At 42.7% G+C, this 26198-nt stretch carries 27 protein-coding genes; 3 read left to right on the top strand and 24 right to left on the bottom strand.

Annotated features, from left to right (window positions below):
- From NQ544_RS09740 to NQ544_RS09695, 10 genes are all read right to left on the bottom strand, one after another.
- Positions 1-1365, bottom strand: a complete 1365-nt coding sequence (locus tag NQ544_RS09740) for an SPFH domain-containing protein (RefSeq protein WP_006849424.1) — start codon at positions 1363-1365, stop codon at positions 1-3.
- Between the two features lie 2 nt (positions 1366-1367).
- A complete protein-coding gene (locus NQ544_RS09735; protein WP_006849423.1) occupies positions 1368-1664 on the bottom strand; it encodes a hypothetical protein in 297 nt (98 codons plus the stop codon).
- A 3-nt stretch (positions 1665-1667) separates the two neighbouring features.
- On the bottom strand, positions 1668-2468 hold the full coding sequence (locus NQ544_RS09730) for a zinc ribbon domain-containing protein (protein WP_006849422.1): 801 nt from the start codon (positions 2466-2468) through the stop codon (positions 1668-1670).
- Positions 2469-2494: 26 nt separating this feature from the next.
- Positions 2495-3391 (bottom strand): AbaSI family restriction endonuclease, encoded by an 897-nt coding sequence (locus tag NQ544_RS09725; RefSeq protein WP_006849421.1) that lies wholly within the window; start codon positions 3389-3391, stop codon positions 2495-2497.
- A 681-nt stretch (positions 3392-4072) separates the two neighbouring features.
- Positions 4073-4591 carry a hypothetical protein gene (locus NQ544_RS09720; RefSeq protein WP_006849418.1) on the bottom strand — a complete coding sequence of 173 codons (519 nt, stop codon included), beginning with the start codon at positions 4589-4591 and terminating at the stop codon, positions 4073-4075.
- Positions 4588-5073: a hypothetical protein gene (locus tag NQ544_RS09715; RefSeq protein WP_006849417.1), complete on the bottom strand. Its 486-nt coding sequence runs from the start codon at positions 5071-5073 to the stop codon at positions 4588-4590. The genes NQ544_RS09720 and NQ544_RS09715 overlap by 4 nt, the downstream gene beginning before the upstream one ends.
- A 61-nt stretch (positions 5074-5134) precedes the next feature.
- On the bottom strand, positions 5135-5974 hold the full coding sequence (locus NQ544_RS09710) for an energy transducer TonB (RefSeq protein WP_228023675.1): 840 nt from the start codon (positions 5972-5974) through the stop codon (positions 5135-5137).
- A 40-nt stretch (positions 5975-6014) separates the two neighbouring features.
- Complete coding sequence (locus NQ544_RS09705) at positions 6015-7256, bottom strand: tetratricopeptide repeat protein (protein WP_153134093.1); 1242 nt, start codon at positions 7254-7256, stop codon at positions 6015-6017.
- A gap of 39 nt (positions 7257-7295) precedes the next feature.
- The gene (locus tag NQ544_RS09700) at positions 7296-7778 is read right to left on the bottom strand and encodes a hypothetical protein (RefSeq protein ID WP_006849414.1); all 483 of its coding nucleotides are present in this window, start codon (positions 7776-7778) and stop codon (positions 7296-7298) included.
- 312 nt (positions 7779-8090) lie between these two features.
- Positions 8091-8237 (bottom strand): hypothetical protein, encoded by a 147-nt coding sequence (locus NQ544_RS09695; RefSeq protein WP_006849412.1) that lies wholly within the window; start codon positions 8235-8237, stop codon positions 8091-8093.
- A gap of 12 nt (positions 8238-8249) precedes the next feature.
- Between NQ544_RS09695 and NQ544_RS09690 the strand changes: the two genes are divergently transcribed.
- Positions 8250-8804 (top strand): hypothetical protein, encoded by a 555-nt coding sequence (locus tag NQ544_RS09690; RefSeq protein ID WP_006849411.1) that lies wholly within the window; start codon positions 8250-8252, stop codon positions 8802-8804.
- On the opposite strand, the gene NQ544_RS09685 is transcribed toward NQ544_RS09690, so the two are convergent.
- Both NQ544_RS09685 and NQ544_RS09680 read right to left on the bottom strand, forming a co-directional pair.
- Positions 8789-10012, bottom strand: coding sequence for a serine/threonine-protein kinase (locus NQ544_RS09685; RefSeq protein WP_006849410.1), 1224 nt, complete (start codon positions 10010-10012; stop codon positions 8789-8791). The genes NQ544_RS09690 and NQ544_RS09685 overlap by 16 nt on opposite strands.
- A gap of 920 nt (positions 10013-10932) precedes the next feature.
- Positions 10933-11106 (bottom strand): hypothetical protein, encoded by a 174-nt coding sequence (locus NQ544_RS09680; RefSeq protein ID WP_006849409.1) that lies wholly within the window; start codon positions 11104-11106, stop codon positions 10933-10935.
- 222 nt (positions 11107-11328) lie between these two features.
- Between NQ544_RS09680 and NQ544_RS09675 the strand changes: the two genes are divergently transcribed.
- A complete protein-coding gene (locus NQ544_RS09675) occupies positions 11329-12621 on the top strand; it encodes an ATP-binding protein (protein WP_006849408.1) in 1293 nt (430 codons plus the stop codon).
- A gap of 168 nt (positions 12622-12789) precedes the next feature.
- Here the strand turns inward: NQ544_RS09675 and cysK are convergent, their stop codons facing one another.
- The 12 genes from cysK to NQ544_RS09620 all read right to left on the bottom strand — a co-directional run bounded on the left by cysK (position 12790) and on the right by NQ544_RS09620 (position 25045).
- Positions 12790-13737, bottom strand: a complete 948-nt coding sequence (gene cysK, locus NQ544_RS09670) for a cysteine synthase A (RefSeq protein ID WP_006849407.1) — start codon at positions 13735-13737, stop codon at positions 12790-12792.
- Between the two features lie 101 nt (positions 13738-13838).
- On the bottom strand, positions 13839-15134 hold the full coding sequence (locus NQ544_RS09665; RefSeq protein WP_006849406.1) for an O-acetylhomoserine aminocarboxypropyltransferase/cysteine synthase family protein: 1296 nt from the start codon (positions 15132-15134) through the stop codon (positions 13839-13841).
- Positions 15135-15420: 286 nt separating this feature from the next.
- Entirely contained in the window at positions 15421-16695 is a 1275-nt protein-coding gene (locus tag NQ544_RS09660; protein WP_006849405.1) for an ATP-binding protein, read from the bottom strand.
- A gap of 209 nt (positions 16696-16904) precedes the next feature.
- Positions 16905-18074, bottom strand: coding sequence for an HNH endonuclease family protein (locus NQ544_RS09655; protein ID WP_006849404.1), 1170 nt, complete (start codon positions 18072-18074; stop codon positions 16905-16907).
- A 5-nt stretch (positions 18075-18079) separates the two neighbouring features.
- Positions 18080-18994 carry an adenine-specific methyltransferase EcoRI family protein gene (locus NQ544_RS09650; RefSeq protein WP_307681346.1) on the bottom strand — a complete coding sequence of 305 codons (915 nt, stop codon included), beginning with the start codon at positions 18992-18994 and terminating at the stop codon, positions 18080-18082.
- The gene (locus tag NQ544_RS13970; protein ID WP_006849402.1) at positions 18957-19211 is read right to left on the bottom strand and encodes an adenine-specific methyltransferase EcoRI family protein; all 255 of its coding nucleotides are present in this window, start codon (positions 19209-19211) and stop codon (positions 18957-18959) included. Before NQ544_RS13970 ends, NQ544_RS09650 begins: the two co-directional genes overlap by 38 nt.
- Positions 19212-19555: 344 nt before the next feature.
- Entirely contained in the window at positions 19556-20602 is a 1047-nt protein-coding gene (locus NQ544_RS09645) for an ISAon1 family transposase (RefSeq protein WP_153088815.1), read from the bottom strand.
- On the bottom strand, positions 20568-20948 hold the full coding sequence (locus tag NQ544_RS09640; RefSeq protein WP_006848144.1) for an ISAon1 family transposase N-terminal region protein: 381 nt from the start codon (positions 20946-20948) through the stop codon (positions 20568-20570). The genes NQ544_RS09645 and NQ544_RS09640 overlap by 35 nt, the downstream gene beginning before the upstream one ends.
- Before the next feature lie 556 nt (positions 20949-21504).
- Complete coding sequence (locus NQ544_RS09635) at positions 21505-22398, bottom strand: hypothetical protein (protein ID WP_006849398.1); 894 nt, start codon at positions 22396-22398, stop codon at positions 21505-21507.
- A 201-nt stretch (positions 22399-22599) separates the two neighbouring features.
- Positions 22600-23886, bottom strand: coding sequence for an IS1380-like element IS942 family transposase (locus tag NQ544_RS09630; protein ID WP_006847166.1), 1287 nt, complete (start codon positions 23884-23886; stop codon positions 22600-22602).
- A gap of 173 nt (positions 23887-24059) precedes the next feature.
- The gene (locus NQ544_RS09625) at positions 24060-24506 is read right to left on the bottom strand and encodes a DUF6108 family protein (protein WP_006849394.1); all 447 of its coding nucleotides are present in this window, start codon (positions 24504-24506) and stop codon (positions 24060-24062) included.
- Between the two features lie 65 nt (positions 24507-24571).
- Positions 24572-25045: a PG0215 family putative anti-sigma factor gene (locus NQ544_RS09620; RefSeq protein WP_260113654.1), complete on the bottom strand. Its 474-nt coding sequence runs from the start codon at positions 25043-25045 to the stop codon at positions 24572-24574.
- Positions 25046-25179: 134 nt separating this feature from the next.
- Between NQ544_RS09620 and NQ544_RS09615 the strand changes: the two genes are divergently transcribed.
- A complete protein-coding gene (locus tag NQ544_RS09615; protein WP_006848425.1) occupies positions 25180-26097 on the top strand; it encodes an IS982 family transposase in 918 nt (305 codons plus the stop codon).
- Positions 26098-26198 lie beyond the last annotated feature (101 nt).

Here is a 26198-nt window from a genome sequence, read left to right as displayed (position 1 = left end):
TTATGGCATTGGTGGTGGAGGAGGTGGTGGCGTTGTACTTTGGAAGAGGCTTCCTAATTCCGGTACATTGCTTGCCAATTCCCATCCAGCCATGCCTTGTTTCCAGACGTATGTCTGAGGTGTGAGTTGTCCTTGTTGAACCATCTGTTGTAGCTGGTTCATATTGAATGGACCTGCTTGTTGACCATTTATAGATACATGATATTGTACGTTTGGTGGAGGTGGTGGTGTATTCATCTGACCATTCATGGCATTGCCCATCTGGTTCATCATGCCTGCCATCTGTTGTCCCATGGCACCGCCCATTGCCATACCTGTCATGATTCCGGCTGGGTTCATACTGCCGCCACCATTGCCGCCCATGTCCATGCTTCCCATCTGTCCCAAATTCTGTGCTCCTGTCTTGAGAACTTCTGCCTGCTGGTTAATGGTATGAGCACCAATGAAGTTGGTTTCAGTCTGCAGACGCTGAGCACGCTGACTTTCCTCACGTTGAATGCGCATGGTTTCTGCCATATTCTCTGCATTGATACGTTGGGTGTCCTGCATGTTCTTGATGTTGATGTCTGTCTGGGCTTCGATAGTCTTGGCTTGTTGACCTGCAGTGAGACGGCGTAACTCCTCGTAACCTTCGCTTTCCTTGTCAGGCTCGATGGCTGAAAGGTCGAAACGTTTCAACTTGACGCCGAAGTCATCAATGAATGCAGGTGCTAGCTTCTGCTGTATCAAGTCGCTAATTTCCATTACTTTACGCTCAATCTGTAATACTGGTATCTGATTGTCCGATGGAACGTTGGTGATGAACCCCTTGACGTATTTCTTGACTGTATCTTTTATTTGATTTTTAAATGCTTCCAAGTCGAAGTCAATCAAGCGATGTAACTTGATGAATGCCTGATAATCCTCTAGCTGGAATGTAATTGAACCTCTTGCAGCCATTGGCACAGCAAAATCCAAAAAACGTGGATCATAGACATCAAAGTATGGCACGGCAAACTTTACTTGTATGATGCCTGCCAAGTTGATGAAATACACTTCTGCTTGGAATGGTGATTCACCACCGAATGCCAAACCTACAATACCAGTTAAGATAGGAAAGTTGGCTGTCTTTATGGTATCGTCGTATGGACCAACAATGAAGTCTTGCATGACTCCATTGCCTTTTTGTTTATAGACGAAGACTGCAACTTCTCCCTCTTTCACTCTCAAACTGCTACCATATCTGATAGCGTTTTCTCTTGATGTAGAGTTGGCTTCCTGTCCTTCTGGTCGCCACTTCCATACCAAGTATTCCTGTTCGTCGCAGCGGATGACATTCATCAATCCGCCCGACTTTCCTTTACTTCCAAATCCGAATAGTCCCATAATCAATCGAGTTTAGATTGTAATTCTGTTATTCTCTTTTCGATGTGGCTCTTTTGTAGCTTGGGGGTGATTTGCAAATTTTGTCTTGCTTTCCTCTTAGAAATTCCAAGTTCTCCTTCGAGTCCTTCTTCTATTGCTTTTAGGTTATAAGCGCCCATGTAGATTTCAAGTAGCTCTTTTTGAAGACGTTTGTTTTCTTCTAGTCTCTTTCTTGGAACATATCCCCAAATAATAGCAGTTACTATACTGGAAACTCCTGTTACTAAGGCTACAATAATGCTAGCTATTCCAATATCCATTGATTAAAATAAACAAATTGCTAGTATGATGAACATAATCACTCCTATGAGTAAAGGTATGCCTATAGCAAGTGATATCTTGATTATTCTCTTTTTCTTTTCTCTTGCAATTTCAGCAAGAATATACTCTAAGTCAGGATCGTTTTTCAGCATAATTCTGGCTTTAAGTATGAGCTGTTTTGTCTTTTCTTGCCAAGCAGAAGCAATTTTGTTGTCAGAAGGAGAGGGATTGGCTGGTGCTGTGGAGTTTGCATTGCTAAGACTAAGCATTTCAAGCAAATCTTCTTTTGTATTTGGAATTGGAAAAGTTCTGATAATTTGAACTTTTCTAGCAGTTAACGAATCTGCGCCAAAGACGCTTGCCGCACCTCTGAGTACACTACCAACCATGCCTTCATTGGAAGAAACTTGTTCGTCAACTTCTTCTAAAGCTTTCAGTAGTTTCTTTGTCGTAGAATTGGCCTCTATGTTAGTAAACTCATATCCGCATTCAGGACATTTGGTTTGGAAAGACTCAACCATAGCACCACAAGCAGGGCATTTTCTAACATCTCCATACTTATTGGATTTGGGCGCAGACTTTTGAGCAGCTTTAGCCTTCTCCATCTCCAACTCATGTTGCTCAGCCTCACGAGTTTCTTTCTTTTTCAGTTCAACGAGGCGAGCGTCAAGAACCATCTCGAACTCATCGAGGTCGATTCCCATAGATTCTGCTTTCTTGAAGAGAATTTGCTTCTCTTTTTCGGTTAATACGCCATCAGCCAAAGCTGCACTGATAAGCGCTTCAATTTGTTCGTTATACATTGTTTGTTATTTTTTTTTTAAGTATGTTACAGTTCATATATTTTGCTATCTCTATGCCAGATGCACTTTCCCTGTTCTTGGGTTGCGTCTGTATCCAAGTGGAATACACCGACAAATCGGTAAAGCTCTATGCCAAGTGCATCTTTGGTACGGAAGAAAGCGATTCGCTTCTTGTTGTCTTTTATACAATCAGCTACATGCTCCTCTCGCTTTTTTTCATCTTTGTTGTATTCGGTAAAGGTCTCACCGTCAGGAGAGAGTTCGTTACTCCAACCACTTCGATTATTGATATTGGGATACCAAATCTCAAAATTCTCCTTGCCAGGCACAGGAGTAGTTCCCATTCTTTGAAAACCACGATGCTTTAGGGTAGTATCGAATATAGCACAGATATCATCTATAGTTCTTAGACAATCTTGATCTTCAACATTCAGAATGCCTTTCTCTTTATGGTATTCTACAGTGAGCCATTTGCTCATATTCCAAGGCTTGATGCTGTCTCTAGATTGGGCTATTTTTTCTTTGATACAGGCAACACATTCATCTATCTGTTGGTGAATCTCTTCAAGAGTTCTCCATTCTCCTTTCTTTTCAGGTTTGCCGCATCTTATAATGTACAGGTCGCCATGGGTGAGATTTACGATGTTGGTGTTTCTGTATTCATCCTCTTCAACCTGATTTTCGTGGTAGGGTTCATTTACTTCTACGAAGATGTTGAGTTGGGGTAAATATAGGTCGGCAAGGGCATGCTTTCCATTAGGTAACAAAACTTCCTGTTGCCCTTTGAAGAGTATGCTCGTATCATCCAATTTGTCCCAGATACGATGGATTACATAGCTTTCGGTCTTCTTGTGTTTAATGCTGAAGAAGAGGTGCTCCATGTAATCCAATTGGTAATCAATAGGTGCTTTCTGTTGTCTCATACGCTAATCATTTACTTGTTTGTTATTTCATTCTTAGGCACAAAAAAGGTGCGAACCAATTTCATTCTGTTCTGAAGGTTCTGGACTACCTGTACACAAAGAATGAAAATCAGCTCACACCAATGGGTATATGTTGATACCCATCCCGCCGAAGCGGAATGGATACAAAAATACACGATTGGGTGAACAACTTCTGTCTTCGTTCTTGTGTACAATGAATTGTCCAGATTCTCAGTACGAACCAAGCATGGTTGTTTCCTTAACATGTCTGCTGCTTGTTTAGAACAGCACTGCAAATATACCATTTTTTTTCTAAAGTTGTTCATTGTGAGCTGATTTTTTTGCAAAAATAGGTGTTTTTTCTGTTTTTTCAGCGTTCCATTCCGTTCCAAGTTCAAAATATAGGGCGTTTTTAGTCGAAATATTGGCTTTTGTGTGTGTTGGTTGGATTTGTTTCGCTATCCTTCAGAAAATGTCAGATTGTCGAAAGATGAAACCTTCGAGTGCCATCATTTGGAAGATTGATATCACAATAAGGTGGTTTTCATATTTTTTGTCTCTAACGGAGTTAACCTTTAGTCTCTTAGAAGATGCTCTTCTCCTCTCCCGTAGGATGAAAATAAAGAAAACACTCATGTCATTCGCTATTATATCAATAGGAAAGCCATGAGTGTTATTGGTTTATTGAAGTCTTAATTTTCTAGAACCTGTCCAACTTACTTTGCTGATAGATTCTGAGGAAAGTTCAAGTGTCTTGTAATCTTTGGAAACGGTACCTCGTAGGACTAGATCGTTGGCGTAAACAGTTATGTCATAGCCATTCGCTTCCCATTCTCCACTCCAAGTGGCGTCGTCTTGCAATGTTTCCTTGATGCTGACTTTGCCATTGTTCTTGAAGGTAATGCGCAATGACTCAGTAAATGTGCTCTTATCCAAGTCTCTTTCGTCATCATATACGATGTCGTCTTCTACTTGGCGAGTTACCTTATATACCATTTTCCCTCTTAGTGCAACTGTGTCGCTAAAGATTTTTGTAGAGTCTACTTGTGGCTCTACTTTTTCGGAAACGATGGTGTCTTTTATAGCCGTACTGTCTACGGCTTTTGCATCTTTAGTCTGTTTGTTGCCACAGGCGGTAAATGATGCGACTAGGCAAACGCCTAATGCTGTGATAATAGAATGTCTCATGAGGCTTGTCATTTGATTTCCTTTACAATTTTTGCGGATGCAGCACAGTCCTTAGCTCTGACTAATGTAAGGTCTTGCTCGTACTTATCTGGCATGACATCGAATTTAAGATTGGCGCAAACCGGCATTCCCATTCTTATAGTATATCCTACATTTGTGAGAAACTTCTTGCCGTTTTGTATCAAAATTAATTTTTCACCTTCATGCATACCGTCAAAATCCTCAATACAGGCTTTCTTTACGCCAGTTTTTTGTAAGGCATCACTTACCTTCATTCCGACAACGAGATTGTTTGCCTTAGCAATACTGTCTGCTTTTGCAATACTATCAGCACGAACTATGCTGTCGACCCTGGCGATACTGTCTGCTTTAGCTTGCGCTATGGCAAATGAATCTATTCCATTCTCCTCCTTGTTATTCTTGTTGTTTGAGCAACTTGTGATGCTTGTTGTGAAACATACAAACATCATGATTAAAAAATGTTTCTTTTTCATTGTCTTGTAATTTGAAATTTACACTTTATAGAAGCTACTTTCCCATTTTGGGTATAGATCCTTATTGTAATCTAAAAACGACAGGTGTTGTACATTTGGTTCGTACAGGTATTCCTTTTAGTTTTGCTGGTTTCCATTTCGGCATAGCCTTAACAACACGCAGGGCTTCCCTGTCAAGTGACGGGTCAACACTTCTAATAACCTTAACGTCAGACATGGAGCCGTCTTTCTCTATGATACTCTCTACGATTACACGTCCTTGTACGCCATTTTCCTGTGCTACATCAGGATATTTTACATTGCTGTTCAGATAAGACTTCATTGCACTTTCACCACCAGGAAAAGATGGCTTTTCATCAACTTTATCAATTTCATTGACTTCGTTGTAAACTGACTCTTCGTTTGGATTCCAATTTACAAGTTCATCGTATTTAAGTGAGTCGCTCTGCAATTGGAAAAACAGATCTTCTAAAATGACCCCATCGGGATTAGTTTGCCATGTTATCTTCTCCTCCTTCATCTTGACGTTGTCAATCTTGATATAGATACTTCCGTTTGCAGTGATGTTGTATGAGAATGAGAGACCAAGTTTAGATATAGGTATCACGATATTTCCACCGCCTTTTCCTTCAGTATTAGCAGGTTTGAATACTATGTCCCACTCATTATTGTTCGACTTATTGTTGAAGAAATAATGGTTTTTGATTTTTTTGTTAAAGTCGTTCACCAAATTTGGGCTTGGCTTAGTGACAGTTGTTGTATGAGCTTTTTGTGTAGTGCCTCGTCTTGCTTGTCCGAAGGTTGGGCTTCCTGTTAGCATAACGAATATTGCTAAAATGATACTTTTTCCGATTTTAGAGGAAAAAGTGGTGCTTAATGTTTGTAAAAATGAATGCTTCATAATAAATGTAATGCTTTTATGAGTCCACTTAATAATGTTATTAATATATGACATTTGTAACCTTTCCATTTCTAACCTTTACGATTCTAGGGAATACCTTCCCAAGAAGATTGGCCAGTCGGAGACCATAGGAAGGGATATATTGTTTATAAGTACCAACTAAGTCTCTGTAAGGACCGTTGTATTTGTACATTTGATATCTGCTACCATCAGTCTCAAAAGTCTTGTATGCGGTAAGGATACCTTCTGGCATACCTATATAAACCTTTCCCTTTTTGATGTTGTCGTATGCTCTCTGACCATATTTCGCTACAAGATTTTTTTCTTGTGCTATCATTGATTTATAATTTGGTAAATTGGCCAGAATAGTTTTCATGTCTTGATTTCCTTGTTCTGCACCAATTTTCAGATACTTAACAAAGTCTGCGTAAGAAAGATTTTTGCTAATACCTAAATCATTCTTACCTTCCATTTTCAATAAATAGGCACCAACCAAAACCTGAATTGCATCAAGGTTTTTTAGATCAGCTGCCTTGCGCAAATATTTGACTCCTTCTGGTATGTTTTTTGTTACACCCTTTTGCTTGTCACCCGCTAAGAGCATTGCACCATAATAATAGGCTGCTTGTGGGTAATTGTTTTTTACCGCTTTGAGATACCATTTCATAGCTTCCGAATCATTCTTAGCTACACCTTCGCCTTTATCATAGGCTTTTCCCAGATAGTATTGAGCCTTCGCATATCCTTGATTGGCTGCTTTTGTATACCATTTCACGGCTTCTTCAAGGTTCTTTTCTACCCAGTCGCCATTTTCATAGCAGGCTCCCAAGTTGCATTGTGCCAATGGTAGTCCTTGTTCTGCAGCTTTTGTGTACCATTTTACGGCTTCTTTAAGATTCTTGTCTACTCCTTCGCCAAATTCATAACAGTATCCTAAGCTGTTTTGTGCTTCTGCATATTCTTGCTCTGCCGCTTTTGTATACCATTTTACGGCTTCTCCATAGTCCTTGTATTGTACTCCATAGCCATAGTAATAGCAGTTGCCTAAGTTGTATTCTGCTTTAGCATTTTCTTGTTCTGCAGCTTTTGTGAACCATTTTACAGCTTCAGTTAAATTTTCCGTAACCCCTTTCCCATCATAATATGCTTCGCCCAGAGCATTCTGTGCTTCTGCTTCGCCAGACTTGGCTTTTAGCATGAGGGTGACAATGTTGGTTGTTTGTGCAAATACTCCCGATGCTATCGCAAAGAAGAGTATCATGATTAGATAAATCTTTTTCATATTCTTCTTGTTTTTAATTGTTATTATTCCCAATATTGTTTACAAGTGTAAATGTATCATATCTAATAGATGGTTTGCAAAAATTGTGTTCCAATAGTTTGCAATAGGTGAGCCCTTAGGCAAAACAGGCATCTCTTGAAAATATGGATGCGTTACAACCATTGTATATTGATGAGTCATTGCAAATTTTTTGAGATAGGCGAATGTCCCATGTTTTGTACGACAACATCCAACAATGATTTTGATAGTTGGAATGCTTGCTACAATATTATACCAATCTTCAAATCTGCGACCTACTCCATCACCAATGGTAATAACTGCAATTTCTGCCGTTCCATTACGTTGTAGAATAGCCAGTTGCTCTTTCTTGAGAATGATGGAACGGCTATCATAAAGCCATCCTTCACGATGTGAAATTAAAAGTTCTATCAATCTGGTAGCACTTAGTGTCTTGCCATGATTGCCTAATGCGCTGATGGCTATCAGTAGCTTTTCTGGCTTTTTATTTTCTAATTTTTCCATAAGCTAATCATTTACTTTTTGGTTATTTCATTCTTAGGCACAAAAAAGGTGCGAACCAATTTCATTCTGTTCTGAAGGTTCTGGACTACCTGTACACAAAGAATGAAAATCAGCTCACACCAATGGGTATATGTTGATACCCATCCCGCCGAAGCGGAATGGATACAATAATACACGATTGGGTGAACAACTTCTGTCTTCGTTCTTGTGTACAATGAATTGTCCAGATTCTCAGTACGAACCAAGCATGGTTGTTTCCTTAACATGTCTGCTGCTTGTTTAGAACAGCACTGCAAATATACCATTTTTTTTCTAAAGTTGTTCATTGTGAGCTGATTTTTTTGCAAAAATAGGTGTTTTTTCTGCTTTTTCAGCGTTCCATTCCGTTCCAAGTTCAAAATATAGGGCGTTTTTAGTCGAAATATTGGCTTTTTTGTGTGTTGCTTGGATTTGTTTCACTATCTTTGCAGCATGGAACAGATATTACGTGAAATGATAGAAAAAATGGTGGGGCGCAAGATGGTTGTGCCTCGCGACTTCGCTTGGTTGAGCGAAAAGGTGGAGGAGCGTACCCAGCAGAGGGTGAGTGCCTCTACGCTGCGACGGTTTTGGGGATACGTGAGCGAAGGGGTTTCTGCCAGTAAGTTTACCAAGAATGTGCTGGCTAATTTTCTCGGTTATGCGGACTTTGAGGAGTTCGGATTGTCGCTAGGGACGGGAGAACGGCAGAGCCAGATGGTTATAGGCAAGGAAATATCTTGCGATGATCTTTATGAGGGACAGATGCTTAAACTTTCCTGGCTGCCCGACAGAACCTGTATCATCAGGTATCAGGGAAACGGAAGTTTCAAGGTGGTATCATCAGAAAATACCAGATTGGCGAAAGATGATACTTTTGAGTGCCGTCATTTTATCAATCATGAGCCTGCTTATCTCCATGCTTGGAAACATGGAGATGATGAACCGGTTACTTACGTCATAGGTAAGAAGAACGGCATCATCGTAGAGCATTATTTGGAAGATTGAAAACTCGACAGGGTTGGCTTCACATATCTCTCAGTGGTATAAGAGGACAGTTCATAGATGATATCTGCCTTCTTGCCGTCTATGTCCTTAGAGAATGTCTGTGGATAAGTCGTTGTGATGAATTCATTACTCTTATTTACAAACTGAAAGTATGCCTCGCTCTTTTTCACAACAGACCGGATGGTGTCTATGCCGGATTCCTTCCACATCTTGTCGATAGTCTTCTTGCCTTCGGATAGGAGTTCGGCGGCTTGTGCCTGTGATGCAGAAGATGGCTCGGTAGCTGTTGGCTGCAGAGATTTCTGGCCATTGGAAAGTGGGGCAGGCTTCTTGGTTTGCTGGCGGATGGATGTATCCTTCTTGGCTTCGGTATGTTCAGGGGTGGTGTTTATGCTCCTCTCCGGCTGATGCAGTAATGGGTAACTGATGAAACCTAATAAGATGATACAGATCAAAGCTGAGATTGCAATACGCTTGATTTCGGATGGATGGCTGTTTCTTCGAGCCATGAAATCACCTTTGAGTTCGTCAACATTGGCATATCGCTGGATTATGGGAGCCTTGCAACGCTTGATGATTGCTGTATAGGGTTTGCCTGGAAGTATCTTTTCCAGGATACAGCCTATGCTGAAGATGTCGTTGCGGATGTCTGCCTGTTGGGATACAATCTGTTCTGGAGAGATGTAGCCCGGGGTGCCGGCAGGTTGTTTGAGGATGGTAAAGTCATCGGTATCTGAAAGTCCGAAATCGATGAGCTTTACATGATTTCCGTTATGGGTAATCATGATATTGGAAGGTTTTAAGTCTCTGTGTACTATCTGCTTGGCGTGGATGTAGTGTACGGCATCAAGTAGCTGGAGGAAAATAGCTTCTCCCTCAGTCTTGCTGCCGCTCCAGTGTTCCAGCGTGATACCATCTATCCATTCCATTACGATACAGGTACCCATTTCCGGTATTTCTTCCATGCTGTAGGCTGATACGATGTTGGGATGCTGCAGGGATATGAGGATATCGAACTCTTTGTGCAGCAGGTTCTTGTAGTTTTCGTCTTGGCGATATGGCTTCTTCAGGCCTTTGAGCACCCACCATCTGCCATAGCGCTTTGCCTTGCAAAGAATGTTGAATCCTTTGCAAGGTATGGGAGTAAAGTCTGAAAATTGCTCAGACCTTCTACTTTCTTCTATGATGATTCCAGAATATGAATCCATGTTACTCAGACTGGGTTGATAATTCGGTTGCAAAATTAACTAAATAGAGATACCCATCCCACAGAAGCGGGATGGATATGAGTATACATATTGGGGCAAACAACTAGAACTGTCATTCTTGTGTACTGCGAACTGTCCAGATTCTCAGTCTGAACTAAGCGTAGTTGCTACCTCTTTATGTCTGCCGCCATTACTAACGGCATTGCAAATATAGGTATTTTAAAAGAAATTTTCAAGCGGAAACGAAACTTTTAGTATTCTTTAAACTTTGACGATTGGTTCAAACTCATTCCTCCCCGAGCTTATACTTTATTTTATATAGGAACTGGTTGTCGCAAATCCACTCTCTTTTTAATACCTGGCTGGTTGGCTATCAAATCACATCAAAGCGGTCTTTGCCATGGCTGTGCGGGATGGGACCGCCTGGGGATAGCTTGCTATGGGGACGCCTGACTATAGCTTGCTGATTGGAACCGCTGAGTATCTCTGAATCACAATGCAAAGATACGAAATCGGTGAGGAGGCAACTCACAGTTGCTCATACTTGCTCACAGTTGCTCATACTTTTTCATAGATTCTCTTTGCTCTGGTGTTTGTAAGCCCTTTTACATGCCTTGCTTGGTATCACTTCTAAATGCCTGGCTTGTTTGATTTTTAAGGGCTTTATGATTGGATTGCGGTTCGTAAGCCAGGGGATTACAGGGCGTAAGTCCCTGATTTTTGCGTCGTAAGTGCCTGACTTTTGCACCGTAAGTCTTTGACTCTTGATTCGGAATTAACCTGCTTCTGGATGACAGGGTGACACTTATGACAGTGATTTCTGAAGATTTACTCTCGCGCGGGCAGGCAGGAAAAATCAAGCCGAAAGTTCCTGCCTGCCCGCGTGCGAGGCGAAAAGTTGAAAAACTAGTGTCATCGTGTCACCGTGTCACCGTGAACAGAGCAGAAGATGTTTGGTATCGCTCTTTGGCTGCAAAGGCGGCAGCACCTGATGAGATACCTACCAGGAGACCCTCGGACTGAGCCAAACCTACACCCTTTAATGTCCGTTTCCAAAACTGATACTGCCCCCATGTGATAGGGATATCATCCATTAAAATCAGTTAAAAAGTGAGTGCTCTTTTATAAAATGTGTGGGAATATTGCAGGATTCCCTCATAAAATGTGTATATTTGCAGCGTTATTCCCTCATAAAATGTGGGAGGAAGTGTGATTATTCCCTCATAAAATGTGGGAGGAAGTGTGATTATTCCCTCATAAAATGTGATAGAGAGGTAGATTATTCCCTCATAAAATGTGATTTTAAGATACGGATTATGGAAAGATTAGCTATCAATGAACTTCTGAAATGGAAGGATAAACAATATCGTAAACCTCTTATTATAGAGGGTGCCAGACAGGTGGGAAAAACTTGGCTGGTGAAGGAGTTTGCCCGCCAGAATTACAAGCAGCTGGCATATGTGAACTTTGAAGAGATGAAGATCCTGCAGAATCTCTTTGAGCAGGACTTCAATATTCCTAGAATTCTTACAGCTATTGGGGCTGCAACGAATGTAACCTGCACTGAGGGCGAAACGCTGATATTCCTGGATGAGATTCAGGCTGCCCCTCATGCTGTTACTTCTCTCAAATATTTTGCAGAGAATGCGCCGGGCTATCATGTCATAGCTGCAGGTTCTCTTCTGGGTATCGAACTGCATCAGGGGGAATCTTTTCCTGTGGGTAAGGTGGATTTTCTCTCTCTGTATCCAATGAACTTTATCGAGTTCGTGATGGCTATGGGGGAGAAGAATCTGGCGCAGCTGCTTCAGACGAGGGATTGGAATATGATAACGATGTTTGCTCCCAAGTTTCAGGAACTCTTAAAGTATTATTACTACGTGGGAGGCATGCCTGAAGCCGTATTGAGCTTTAGCCAGAATCATGACTGGAAAGAGGTGAGAACCATACAGAAGGACATTCTGAACAGTTATCAGAGAGATATGTCGAAGCATGCTCCATCGGAGATTATTCCCCGTATTACTGATTTGTGGAAATCCTTGCCCGCCCAGTTGAGCAAGGAAAACAGGAAGTTTATCTATGGAGTGGTGCGCGAGGGAGCAAGAGCCCGGGAGTATGAGTTGGCCTTGCAGTGGCTGCTGGATGCCGGACTGATATATAAGGTATATAATGTGAAAGCTCCCCGACTGCCGCTTGCCAGTTATGAAGACCGGGCGGCCTTTAAGATTTTCGTCCTGGATGTCGGGCTTCTAGGTGCGATGTCTAATCTCAAGGCATCGACAATAGTGGCTGGTAACAGTATTTTTACCGAGTTCAAAGGGGCATTGACGGAACAGTATGTTTTGCAGCAGCTCATTCTCAGGTATGAACCCTATTATTATGCCAAGACCAACAGTACTCAGGAGATTGATTTCCTGCTCCAGGATGAGGAGGATGAGATTGTTCCGCTGGAGGTGAAAGCCGAGACGAATGTCAAGGCAAAGAGCCTGCGCCAGTTTGTTGCAGACAACCAGTCAAAGAAGGCCTATCGCATCTCCATGAATGATTATCAGCAGGAAGATTGGGTTACAAACGTACCGCTCTATGCGGTAAATGGTCTCGAATTTTAGCGATAGCCCCGCCCTAACTATATAAAAAATAGGTAGTTAGGACGGTGGTGTCGCATTTGCAAATATATATGAAGTTCCGAAAAATAAAAATCCCCAACCTGCTATGGGAAAGCTGGTTGGGGAAATTATGATAGATTCTGCTTTCATCAGAAAATGTCCGATTGTGAATTACAATGGATACTCCTCGAAAGCGTAGAGTACAGTGCTTAAATAACGCTCACCTGTATCTGGCAAGAGGGCTACAATCTTCTTGCCCTTGTTCTCAGGACGCTTCGCAATCTCGGTGGCTGCAAAGGCGGCAGCACCTGATGAGATTCCTACCAAGAGGCCCTCGGTCTGAGCCAGGTCACGACCTGCCTTGATAGCATCATCGTTCTGAATATCCAATACCTCATCGATATATTCTGAAGAGTAAGTCTCTGGAATGAAACCGGCACCGATGCCCTGAATCTTGTGAGGACCGCTCTGTCCGCCGTTCAATACAGGCGATGTGGCAGGCTCTACGGCAATCACCTTCACGTTAGGATTCTGCTCTTTCAGGTACTTGGCGATACCTGAAATGGTTCCACCTGTTCCTACACCGGCTACGAAGATATCAATCTCGCCATCGGTATCTGCCCAGATTTCTGGTCCAGTTGTGGCATAGTGCTTGGCAGGATTGGCTGGGTTGGTAAACTGTCCCAGAATCACAGAGCCTGGGATGGAATCGCGGAGCTCCTCGGCAGCCTTGATGGCGCCAGGCATTCCGTCCTTACCGCTGGTCAATTTCACTTCTGCACCGTAAGCCTTCACCAGGTTTCTGCGCTCCACACTCATGGTTTCAGGCATGGTGAGGATGAGGTGGTAGCCCTTAACGGCTGATACCAGAGCCAAACCTACACCCGTGTTACCGCTGGTTGGTTCGATGATGGTGGCACCTGGTTTCAGGATGCCCTTCTGCTCAGCGTCTTCGATCATCGCAAGTGCGATACGATCCTTTACGCTTCCGCCAGGATTGAAGAATTCTACCTTAGCAATCACAGGAGTCTCCAAACCCTTGGATGCTGAATACTTACCCAATTCTACCAATGGGGTCTTACCGATTAAATCAGTAATCTGTTTATATATCTTTGCCATAATGATTTTTTAATGTTAAGTGTTGAGTGTTGAATGTTGAATTTTAATGTTGAGTGTTATTGTCCGTCAGGCAATTTAACATTCAACATTCAACACTGAAATTACTTTACGTAGGTAAATGCCTCATCGAGTGCCTCAATCAGGTCGTCGATGTTCTCGATACCGATGCTCAGGCGAACGGTAGAAGGATAGATGTGCTGCTCCTCCAACTCCTCTGGGCTCAACTGAGAGTGGGTGGTTGTTGCTGGGTGGATAACCAGTGACTTCACGTCGGCTACGTTAGCCAGCAAAGAGAAAATGCGCAGGTGGTCGATGAACTCCCATGCCTCTTTCTCGCCGCCTTTGATATCGAAGGTGAAGATAGAACCACCGCCGTTAGGGAAGAGCTTCTTGTAAAGCTCGTGGTCTGGATGAGAAGGAACGGCTGGGTGATTAACCTTAGCCACCTTAGGGTTGTTCTCCAGATACTCTACCACCTTCAATGCATTCTGAACGTGACGCTCTACACGGAGGCTCAATGTCTCCAAGCCCTGAAGAAGAATCCAGGCGTTGAATGGAGAGATGGTTGCACCGGTATCACGAAGGATGACCGCACGGATTCGGGTTACGAAGGCTGCTGCTCCGGCTACATCTGCGAATACGGCACCATGATAAGATGGGTCTGGCTTAGCGAGAGTAGGGAACTTGTCGGCATTTGCCTTCCAGTCGAACTTACCGCCATCTACGATGACACCACCGAGAGAGGAACCGTGACCGCCGATGAACTTGGTAGCAGAGTGAACCACGATATCTGCTCCGTGCTCGATAGGACGGATGAGGTATGGGGTGCCGAAGGTGTTATCGATAATCAATGGGATGTTGTGGCGATGAGCAATCTCTGCCAACTTATCGATATCCGTTACATCAGAGTTAGGATTTCCGAAGGTCTCTGCATAGAGTGCCTTGGTATTGTCCTGGATGGCAGCCTCTACCTGCTCGAAGTTGCGAGGATCCACGATGGTGTAGCTTACACCCTGTGTGGATAATGTATGAGTGATGAGGTTATAAGTACCACCGTAGATGTTGTCGGCAGCTACGATGTGGTCGCCATTCTGAAGAATGTTCTGCAGAGCGTAGGTAACGGCGGCAGCACCAGAAGCGACAGCCAAACCTGCTACACCACCTTCGAGGGCAGCTACACGGTCTTCGAATACACCCTGAGTAGAGTTGGTCAAGCGACCATAGATGTTACCTGCGTCACGGAGTCCGAATCTATCGGCAGCGTGCTGAGAGTTGCGGAACACGTAACTTGTGGTCTGGTAGATAGGCACCGCACGAGCGTCGGTAGCTGGATCTGGATTTTCCTGACCTACATGCAACTGAAGTGTCTCAAAGCGAAGTTTCTTTTCTGTACTCATAATCTATGTCCTTTCTTTAATTTTACGTTAATATTCAATCTTATTCATTTATATAAATTTGTCGCCCAGAAATCCAGTCATGATAGGCATCAGATTGTTTGTTCTGATTGGCGCTGCAAAGGTACGGCGATTTTTTGGATTCTGAAATAGCATATGAGTAGTATTCCTGCTACCACGTTTGTGGTATTCGGGCATTTTTTAGCTGCTTTGATGGGTTTACACCTTATTATATATAGGAGCAATTTTTATTATATATAGGATTTTTGAGTCTATATCCCATCCCAAACTAGTCTTTCAAGCAGCCGATAGGTACCACATATACTCCGTCTTCTCTGCGGTAAGCATAGTCTCCTACGGCAGTGAGTACCATCATGAAAGATGGAGCTTTCATCTTGGTCGTGTCTATCTTATCTGCAAGAGCAGTTAGTGTAGAGACTCCTTTTTCGATGGCTTGTGCACCACCCAGCTTGATTTCGATGAGGCCGTATGAGCCGTTGCGGAGATGGATAACTGCATCACATTCCAAACCGTTCTTGTCGCGGTAATGATATACGTTGCCGTCGATGGCATCAGCATATACACGAAGATCACGGACGCATAGCGTCTCGAAAAGCAAACCGAAAGTCTCCAAGTCGTTGATGAGATCATCAGGACCTAGACCTAAAGCAGCCACCGCAATGGATGGATCAACGAAATATCGGGTTTCAGCCGAACGGATGGCTGTCTTGCTGCGAAGGTTCGGATTCCAGGCAGGCATGTCCTCTATGACGAAGATTTTTTTGAGTGCACCAATGTAACTCTGTACAGTCTTGTCTGCCAGTGTCTCATCATCGTTTTCCATCATGTCTTGTCTTATGGCTCCGATACTTACTTGGCCACCTTGTGAACGGGCGTATGAACGCAGAAGCAACTTAGTTCGTTCGCTGTTTCTGCTGATTTCATCCACTCTTGAAATATCACTCTTTACCACCGCATCGTAATAGTCGTATGCCTGTCGCAAAGCGGCTCTTGGGTTCTTGGTAGTGGCACTAGGCCATCCACCTCTGCATACGAGATAGGCGATGTCTTCCAGTTTCAATTTGTTGAAACCTTCCAGGTTTGCATTTCCCTTGAACAGTTCGCTGATGCTAACTTCTCCTGTAGATTCTCCTGATTCCCATAATGACATAGGTCGCATGGTAATCCAGGCGAAACGTCCTGTACCCGTGTGATGTATTTTTTCGGAAGATGCAGGCACGGCAGATCCTGTGAGGATAAACAAGCCTTCCTCACCCTGGTGGTCCACTTCAAATCTGATGGCATCCCAGATTTGCGGTATGATTTGCCATTCGTCAATGAGTCGTGGCTTTTCTCCTTTCAGGAGCATTTTTATCTTTAAATTTGCCATTTCCAGATAGTTGTTTTGGTTGTCTGGATCTGCCATATATAGCACGCTTTTGGCCTTTTGTTCTGCTGTGGTAGTTTTTCCACACCATTTTGGCCCTTCTATCAATACTGCTCCAACTTCTTCGAGTCTGTATTCCAATAGTTTATCTGCAATTCTTTTTTTGTATTCTTTCATATTGAATCTCCTTTATTTCGGCTGCAAATATACGATAAAATCTCGGAATTACCAAATTTGGCGGCATGTTTTTACTTAATTTGGCTGTGATTCGTTACCCAATTTGGCTGTGATTTGTTACCCAATTTGGCTGTGATTCGTTACCTAATTTGGCGGAATAAAAAACGTCCTCATCTGTTATGTGTTTCAGATGAGGATGTTTTGATATATTATTTGTTACCTTTCGTTCTGTTGTGCATCTTGCAAAGCATTTGGCAATTTGCCAAGTCTGTTTTGCCACCTTTGCTCCATGCAGTAACATGGTCGGCTTCTATCTCGGTGATTCTATAGATATAACTCTTACGATTGTTGTCTGTTTGTGCGCAAAGTGGACAATTTGAGATGCCCTTTGTTTTTGCGTCCTTGGTCTGTCTCTCGTATGCTTTTTGTTTTATCGATTTTTCGAATAGGCGAATTTCTAACAGTTCTGGTTGTTGCTCGCCTCCAAGAACATACTCAAAGATTCCTGCTTGCTTGGTTACGGCTTCATCAGCTAAAAGTTCTTCTACTCTTTTGTTCAGTTTTGCCAAATCATATGGCTTTTTATGATAGGTTTCGTATAAACGTCCCCATTCTAAACCACACATTTTATCGTATGTCTTGTAGAAGGTAGCTGAAATCCAGTCTATCACGCTGTCGAAGTAAGATAGCAGCTCTTGGATATTGGAGTCACGGCGGTGAAGCGACATGTAATTATCTATACTTACGCCTTTACTAGCACTTATCCATTGCAAAGCTCGTTCCAAGAAGCCTTGTCTTTTAACATCTGCTTTAATGTAGGCACTCCATTTCTGGATGTTTGAGTTCCGGCTGTTGCTGAATACCTCTTTCGCAGCTGTGACGAATGTGCCAGAATAGATGGCATTTAACAGTTCTTGCTCGTTAAGCGGAACTCCGCTAATATTAATGGTCTTGAACCACTGCTTGATTTCGGCTTCTTCTCCCTCGCAAACATAGATAGTCAGCTTGGTGTTTAGGAATCGTTCTCGTGATTCCTCGTCTAGTCCATCAAGATATTGCTCTTTTCCGTTCACTTTTACGGCTAGCTTCATGGTGGCGTATCTGCCGAAACTAGTGATACGTTGCTGACCATCAAGTACTTCGTATCGTCCATCTTTGGTCTTGTTGAAATATATCAAGCCGATGGGATAGCCTTTTAGGATAGAATCCACAACGGCTACGTCTTTCTTGCCGTCGCAATAAATATAGTTGCGTTGGTATTCTGGTTGGATAGTCAGCTGGCCGTTCAAGCCAAATAAACCTTTTCCTTCATGTTCGTTATAGACAAAACCTTTGCAGATGTCTGCTATAGTCCAATTTGTATATAATGTTGGTTTCATGATTCTTATTTTTTATGTCGGATTAATATTCTAGCGTATGGCTTTTGAGGAATGCCATCTTCCATATAGTAAAGTTGGCCATCACGCAAGCTCTTGTTCAGCTTCTTCAATTCTCGGTCGAAGGGCTTTAGACCTAAAGCTTTGCCAGAGTCACCTTGTGTTTGCCCGATAATCTCAAATTGTTCAGGACAATACTTATCCAAGAAACTGATAGGAACTCCCATTTTTTCATCATAGTTGGAAGGGATAGCATCTGTATAAGGCACATCTATAGCATCATAGTTGGCATAATGAATATAAGAGCTACGCCCTTTGAGTTCTTTATGCTTACTAAACTTTAGGTTGTCTTCTAGAGTCATTAAAGGCAATGGTTGATGGCGGCGACCATGTTCGATGTTAGTATACCAGCGTACTCCTTTTACTCTAATATATTTTTTACCGTTTTCATCAATTCTCCATCCTGAAGCAGTCAAAGGATATGTATCTGGTACTCCAAATTCTCGGTCACCACTGTGAATCGTGCATCCCATCCAAATGATATTGTCTTTAATTAGGGGGAAGACTTCTTTGTAAGTTACTGCATTCATATTTCCGATTATTACGAACTGTTTCTTAGCTTCAATTATCCAACCTAAAAAATCTCTGAATAAAGAAAATGGAGGATTAGTTATAATGATGTCTGCTTCGTCGCGGAGATTCTTGATTTCTGTACTTCGGAAATCTCCATCTCCCTGTAGATAATTCCACTGTAAGTCTTCCACGTCAATTTTCCCATCTCCAGAAACATCATGGTCAAGAACGAATATCTTACCATTTGTCTTGGTTTTGTCTTTATCGAACTTGATGTCGTTTTGCTCGAAAAGAGAGGGTTGATAACCAGTCTTATACTTTTTGCTTTCTGGAGCATAACTTGTACTTATCAGTTTTTTTTAGACCGAATCGTTCAAAGTTTTGAGCAAAGAATTTTGTGAAATTACTCCATTCAGGGTCATCGCATGGAAAAAGGATAGTTTTATCTTTGAATACATCTGGATTATATTCCAGGTATGCGTTCATTTCTTTTTCTATATCATAATATTGAGTGTAAAACTCATCGTTCTTTGCATTTTTTGCATTTGCTAATCCACTATTTGCCATCTGAGTACTTTGGTCTTTATTCTACCGACTCCTCTAAGCAGAAGGTAATGGTTAAGGATTATCTATCAAAAGAAATGGCGTAGGAGTTCTGTACTAACCATCCTTTGTAAGTTGAGGTATTAGGGGACCTTTGAGCTCAAAGAATGAAGTGCAGAAGCCTACGCCAAGAAGGTATATATGGATAGCACAAGATGCACCCTCTCTTGACGAAAGGGCGCATTTGTGCCATGTATATACACGCAAGGTGTAAGCGCCCACCTTGTTTCTTATCCGAAGCTCGTTTTGGAAGTCCCTAATTTCCAACTTGTCAGAAGAAAAACGGGTCACCAGTAAAAGTGTGTGGATTAGGCATAGATCTTCATTAGTCTGAAGAGAAAGAACTTACGGTCAATAATACCTCTGAGTTGTGCTCTGAAATGCTTGATCTTTGCATTGAGGGATTCAGCTGATGCATTGGTAGAGCGATTGACAAAATAGTTAAGGATCTCATCCTCACGGTCGTACATGGCGGCAGCAATATCATTGAACGCTTTGTTGCCGAACTCACCGACCTTCGAGTACCATGAATGCAGGCTGACAGCACCTTGCTCCTTAGTACACCTCTGCGAGAAAATCATTCGAAGAGAGTGGGTAAGCGAGAAAGCCGTCTTTATGTCCGGAAACTCACGGAACAGTATTTCTGCACGTTCCTTCTGTGTGTCTGTCCATTTCTCGGGTGACATCATAAGTAGCCCCTTACTGCGTGCAAGGAGTTCTGCACGAGTCTCTCCGTTCTCAAGTCTTTCGGGATAGTACCTTGCATTGCGCCTTATGGCATTGCCCTCCTCATCCACAAATGGACCATCGTTCTCCTGCAGCTGGCGCATCATCAGACGGTGCTCTTCCCTAGCATGGGCATCAAGTGTCATCTGCTCACGCCTATACTCTCTGCGTACCTCTTGCAAGGCTTCAAGACAAAACTGCTGATGATGGAACCGGTCGAGCGTACGCATAGCCTTCGGAAAGCATTTCTCTACTATGTTGTGCATACTCTCAGAGAAGTCGAGAGTAACCTCTTCCACGCTCATTCTCAACGCTTCTGGTATCTTCATCAATGCCTTTATGACATCCTTTGCCTTAGTGCCCTTGACTACAGCAATAAGGCATCCCTTGCGACCATGTGCATCCTTGTTCGAGGCTATTGTGTATACCTCTCCCGTGGACAAGCATGTCTCATCTATGCTGACGTGAGGACTTATGTTCTCTGGGAAGATGAGCCACTCGTCAGCATGGCCTAGTTCAGACCATTCACGATAGCCGCTTAGGTGGTCCTTGTAGGCTCTGCCATACTCATCACCGTCTATGTGATAGTCATCCTCAAACGAACGGGCCGTTATAGGGTGCGTCTCCAAACGCTTCTTTTAAAAAATCCGCCAACTCGGTTGAGCAGCGGGTGGACTCCTGAATGAGATTGCATTCGGTCATCACGTTGTGACCATCTGCATCAAGCCATCTGCGACGGCGCACGTGAAGCAGTACTTCATGACCTCTAATCGGAAAGTCGTGAAACACACTTTCGCGTGTAAATCCATTGGGGCGCAGGTCTTCTCCGTCGTCAGGTTTCTGCTCGTTCTCATCGAGATAAAGGTGAATCACCTGTGTGTCACCTTTCTTCTCGACACGTACAGTCTTCAAGTCAAACCAGTCAAGCATGCGGGCTGGCAACAGGCATTCCGCTAAGAGTCTATACTGTTCCATTTTGTTCTAACGTTTACTCTATAAACGTACACCTGCTTGCTTTTATTGTGCTATGCTATCCACACGCTTTTGCAAGTGACCCAGAAAAACGCAGTAAACGCCGTTTTCATAAAAATAGAGCCAAACGGCAGATTAACGCCAACAACTCATTGATGGCAATCCGCAGAATGACAAATACAAAAGTACTGAAAAGAATTTATATAGCCAAACGTTTATTGAAAAAAATGCATGAAAATAGCAAAAAGTGGCGATAGTTGTGCTAAATCTCATAAAAAAACATTGATTTCGCACACCTATCGCCACTTTTTTCGTTTTTTTTGATAAATCCTAGGTTCTCGGCTAAATGCCGAAAATGTGGGCTTTTTCACAAATTCCCGAATTTGGCATTATTTAACTCCCGAATTTGGCCGATTATTTTTCCCGAATTTGGCCGTTTTTAATTCCCGAATTTGGCAGAATAAAAAACTGTCCTCATCTGAATGGGTGTTTCAGATGGGGACAGTTTCAGTTATGTTTTGCTACATTACAGCTATATTTCTGCTACATTGCAGCTATGTTACAGTCTAAATCCTAAGCCGATGGTTATCGGGTAGCACTCGGGAGCCTTGGTCTTGTTGAGCAGTGGGGTTACTCCGGCACGGGCGTAGAGCATTACTCCTGAGTAGCCGGCACGGGCCTCGAAGTTCAAGCCGATAGGGTTGAGGTTGATATCGCCCGTTTCGGTATGCTTGTGCTTTCCGATGAAGTAGCGGGAATGCTCGTGCCAGCGGTATTCTACCGATGGACCTAACGCCAGGAATGCATCATGGCATCCTATGCGCTTCTGCCACTCCAGCATGATAGGCAGGCGGAGCACATTGTAGCTGATATAGCTTTTCTTCAGCGTTTCGCCATCTATCGGAGTCATTGCCGATACCCCGTTTTCGGTGCTTAATACATAATTGTCCTTGAAATGGTGGTGTACCTGTCCGATGGAGAGAGAGGAGGTGAGCGCCATTTCGTTGGAAAGGCGGAAGCAGAGACTGGTGAGGGTGATGCCCCATTCCCACGACTTGGAGTCGCGACTGTGCATCTCGTTGTTGCCTCCCATGCTTCCCCTGCTGCCTGGCAACTGGCTGCAGCCGAAGAAGAAGGTTGGATAATGACTCTCCAGACTGCGCTTGCGCTTTCTCAAGGTCTGAGGGATGAATGGTGAGGTGACAAATACCTTTTCTACTTCCTGACCATCTACGAATTGGGTTTCGGAAATCTTGGTCATCTCGTTGCCGTTCATCTTATATATCTTCACAGAAGTCTGTTCACCATCCTGCTTGATGACGATGTTCTGGTCGTTCACTCTGATTGTGGTGTCGTTAGCCTCTACCGGGGCTGGTGCACAGTTGCTGTTGGTTTCAGCAAGGGCGAAGGCTGGCATCATGGCAGCCATCATCATTACGTTTTTGATATTCATAATACTTTATTTTATGTTGTTTCTTATTCTTCCTCAAATCCGCAACCTATAGGGTTTCGTGGGAATTTACTTGTAAAACGACAAAAATTCTTTTATTGTACATATTCCTTGGTCATAACAGAAACGTCGTAAACACAAAATTCCCTTACCCCATAAAGCGACTTGAGGTAATACGCCGGTTTAACCAGAAAAGCATGGCCTTTAACCAAAGTCTGTCTTGAACAGGTTGGCATAAGCATAGTTGTCTGAATAAATGTTCAATACATGCCTACGTGACGTCTTAATCCATTTTGCAGGAACAGAGATGAACTTGAACACAAAGGTCTTGATTCTGCTGGTGGCACGCAATCCAAATTCATGGGTTTTCAATCTCTGCATAATAGCTTTGTAGAAGTTTCTGATGAGAGCTGTCATAAGCAGGAATACTGTATTCTGTGCCATGAACGATTTTGGCAACCGATTCCAGCCAAAGCCATTGTTCATGTCATCGAAGATGCGTTCCTTGCCACCACGAAGATTGTAGAATTCCACAATGTCTCTTGCACTCGACTTGTAATCGTTAGTCAGTATACATCTGTAGGTATATTCGCCTTCCCAAATGTCAAGGTCTCCCTCTATTCGCCTTTGTCTCTGTATGACAAGACGATACGGTTTTCCTTTCCATTTCTCAACAAGGATGGAATTCAGCTCAAATTCAATACCGTTGATTTCAACAGTTTTCCATCCAGTCAAGGCAAACATGGAATCGTAGAAGGAAGAGCATCTGTTGGCACGAATATAAAAATGCCTGCAATGAGCCTCTACCATATCTACGATTTCCTCCGAGCATGAGCCGCAATCCATGCGGGCACGGGATATATATACTTCTGATGCCTCCAGTCGCTTGAAGATTCTTTCCAAAGTCTCTCTTTGGTTGAAGCGCACGTTTGTGTTGCCGTCTCTATTTTCAATACCGACAATCATGTCGTTAATGACTGCCACACCTGGACTATAGCCCAGGAACTTCTTGTAGGTTGGTTTTGCATCATGCTTCTCTGTTTCAATGAACTGATGGTCAAAGTCAAAATCATACTCTTGACCGGATTTCAATTGACCAGTAGCAAGCAGGGCTTTGATCAATAAGCAGTTCATCTTGTCTGCAGTATTGAAATCATAGGAGTTGCCAGAAGCAGATTTATAGGTGATGTTCTTACAAGTCAGTTCTTCGATAGCACGCAATATGGTGTCTGCGCTGCAAGTGCGAAGAGTTGGATGAAGAGACAAATGTTTCATCAAGTGAGTTGTAACATCCTCAATACATGAGCCGCCACAAAGATATACGCACATCAGAGAGCGTAGAATTTCGCTATATTGATAACCAAACATAGTGCATCTCAATCCCAAGGTGGAATCTATGGTTTGAGCTAAAAGAGCATCAAATTGCTCCATAATAGAAAAAATTCCTCCAAAAGGAGTGAGTTTCTCAGATTTTATTTGTACTTTTGCCATGTCATTCAGAGTTTTATTTGCTTTTTATTTGCAACACTAAGATAAGTGAAATTTCTGACATGGCAAAATCCTGAGCAACTTTTTGTTGCTCAGGTGCTTATAAAAAATATTAAATTATAGTGTTGCGGAATTAAGGTTCTTATTGAGAGGATTCCTGTAGGAAGATGTTGCTTCTATCTTCTGGAATAGCAGAGTTGCATGATATCTTCGGGCGACAGGTCGCCCTCTATATAAATCACGGTTCCCTTGCTTTTACTCGGATTACTGAAGAGGATGAAGCGGTTGTTGCCATTGCTCAAGGGGGCCATCATGTAATAGCCGCTCACCATCTTGCCATTCTCCACCACCTCTCTGATCTTTTTCGCAGCCTTGCGGTCGGACTTTAGATAGTGGGCTATTTCCGTGGCATGGTTCTTATATACCAGGCTCTTGTATATCTTGAGCCTGTAACCTTTGAGTTGCGCATTCTGCATCGTAACCATCTTGCATCCCTTGGCGTGTCCGAAGCGTTGGAATATGCTTTTTACGTACAGCCCCTCCTGGGCATTAGCCGAAATCGAGGCTACCACGATAAGAAGCAGTCCGATGAAGAAGCGTTTTATCAAGTTGCATCGTTTCATATTCTATCCTTATTATATATATTATACTTTATAGTTTGATTGATTGTTTCATCTAAAAGATGAATTTATTGTTTCATCATATCCAGGGCACTGAATGGATCTTCGGAATCTGCCGAAACATCTTCCAGGGCATCCAGGGCTTCGTTATGAACGAACTCCTGGTCGGTATAAACCTTTCCATCGATAACCGCATAACATTCAGGCTGAGGCTGGGCTATCTTCTGGATGCCCACAATCAGGAATGCGATGATAGCGGCGGCTGCCACAGAAGTGCCGAAATATTTGAGCCATCTGCTGCGAGAAGCTTCCTTCTTTGGGATTTCTTCCTTCTCGATATCTTTTTTTTCGAAATCCTCCTCCTTCTCTTCTTCTCCTTTTAGAATTTGAGAAAGATTCATCTGTTCGAATCCGATATAACTGAAGAGGGCGCGATAGGATTCCCATTCTTCCGGAATATCATTGCCATGCTCTTCGAAATACTTTCTGAGCGTTGCCTCTTCCTCATTGGATGTGGCACCATCCATATACTTGTCGAGCAAGTCCTGTATCGTCTTGAATTCATTGACCTCAGTTCGGGATAAGAAATAGTGCCTAAAAAAGTTGGTAATCTCCGATATTTTTTGTATCTTTGTAGTTGAAATACAATTAGTTACAAACATAAAAAGATATCATTATGGAGATTACCAAGGACAAAGTTACAGAATTATTTTGTATTATTGATGAATTTTACAAAGTTTTTGATGCTGAAAATGCAGGAAAATTGCTTTTGAGTGAAGATGGAGTAAAGCGCAGACGACGTAAAGCCTCTTTATCTGATAGTGAAATCATGACGATTTTGCTGTATTTCCATTTCGGCTCATTCCGAAACTTCAAGCATTATTACCTATTCTTTATTAGAGGAACATTGAAGTCATATTTTCCAAATGCAGTGTCTTATAACCGTTTTGTAGAACTTGAAAGTCGCGTATTCTTCCCTCTCATGTTCTTCCTGAATCTCCGTGCTTTTGGCAGATGTACAGGTATAACCTTTGTTGATTCAACCATGATACCAATATGCCACAATCTCAGGCGTTATGCCAACAAAGTGTTCAAAGGCATTGCCACAGACGGAAAGGGAACAATGGGATGGTGTCATGGGTTCAAGCTACATCTGGCTTGTAATGATAGAGGTGAGATAATTGCTTTTGTTCTCACTGGTGCAAACGTTAGCGACAAAGATCCAGCGGTATTCGATGTATTGGCTAAACGTCTGTATGGCAAGCTGTTTGCAGATAAAGGCTATATCTCGCAAAAACTCTTCGATTCGCTTTTTGAGGAAGGCATCCAGTTGGTTACAGGACTGAGAGTGAACATGAAGAACAAACTAATGCCGTTCTATGACAAGATGATGCTACGCAAAAGATACATCATTGAAACGATTAATGACCTGTTGAAAAATACGGCTCAGATAGTACATTCACGTCACAGGTCTGTTGCGAATTTCATCATAAATATTATTTCTGCATTAGGGGCATACTGTTTCTTTGACAACAAGCCCAAGGCACTTACTGGATACGTTATCGAAGATACGAAACAGCTGAGTCTTTTCTAACATTGCATATTTTACAGGAGGATTTTGTCTCAGCAACCATCCAAGATATATAGATGGTTGCCAAGCCTCTGTGTCCCTTATATAAAAACATTATAAAGCCT

It is taken from the genome of Segatella copri DSM 18205, from assembly GCF_025151535.1.
Lineage (GTDB): Bacteria > Bacteroidota > Bacteroidia > Bacteroidales > Bacteroidaceae > Prevotella > Prevotella copri.
Note: the sequence above shows the minus strand (reverse complement) of the source record. Positions and strands in the feature narration are given on the sequence as shown.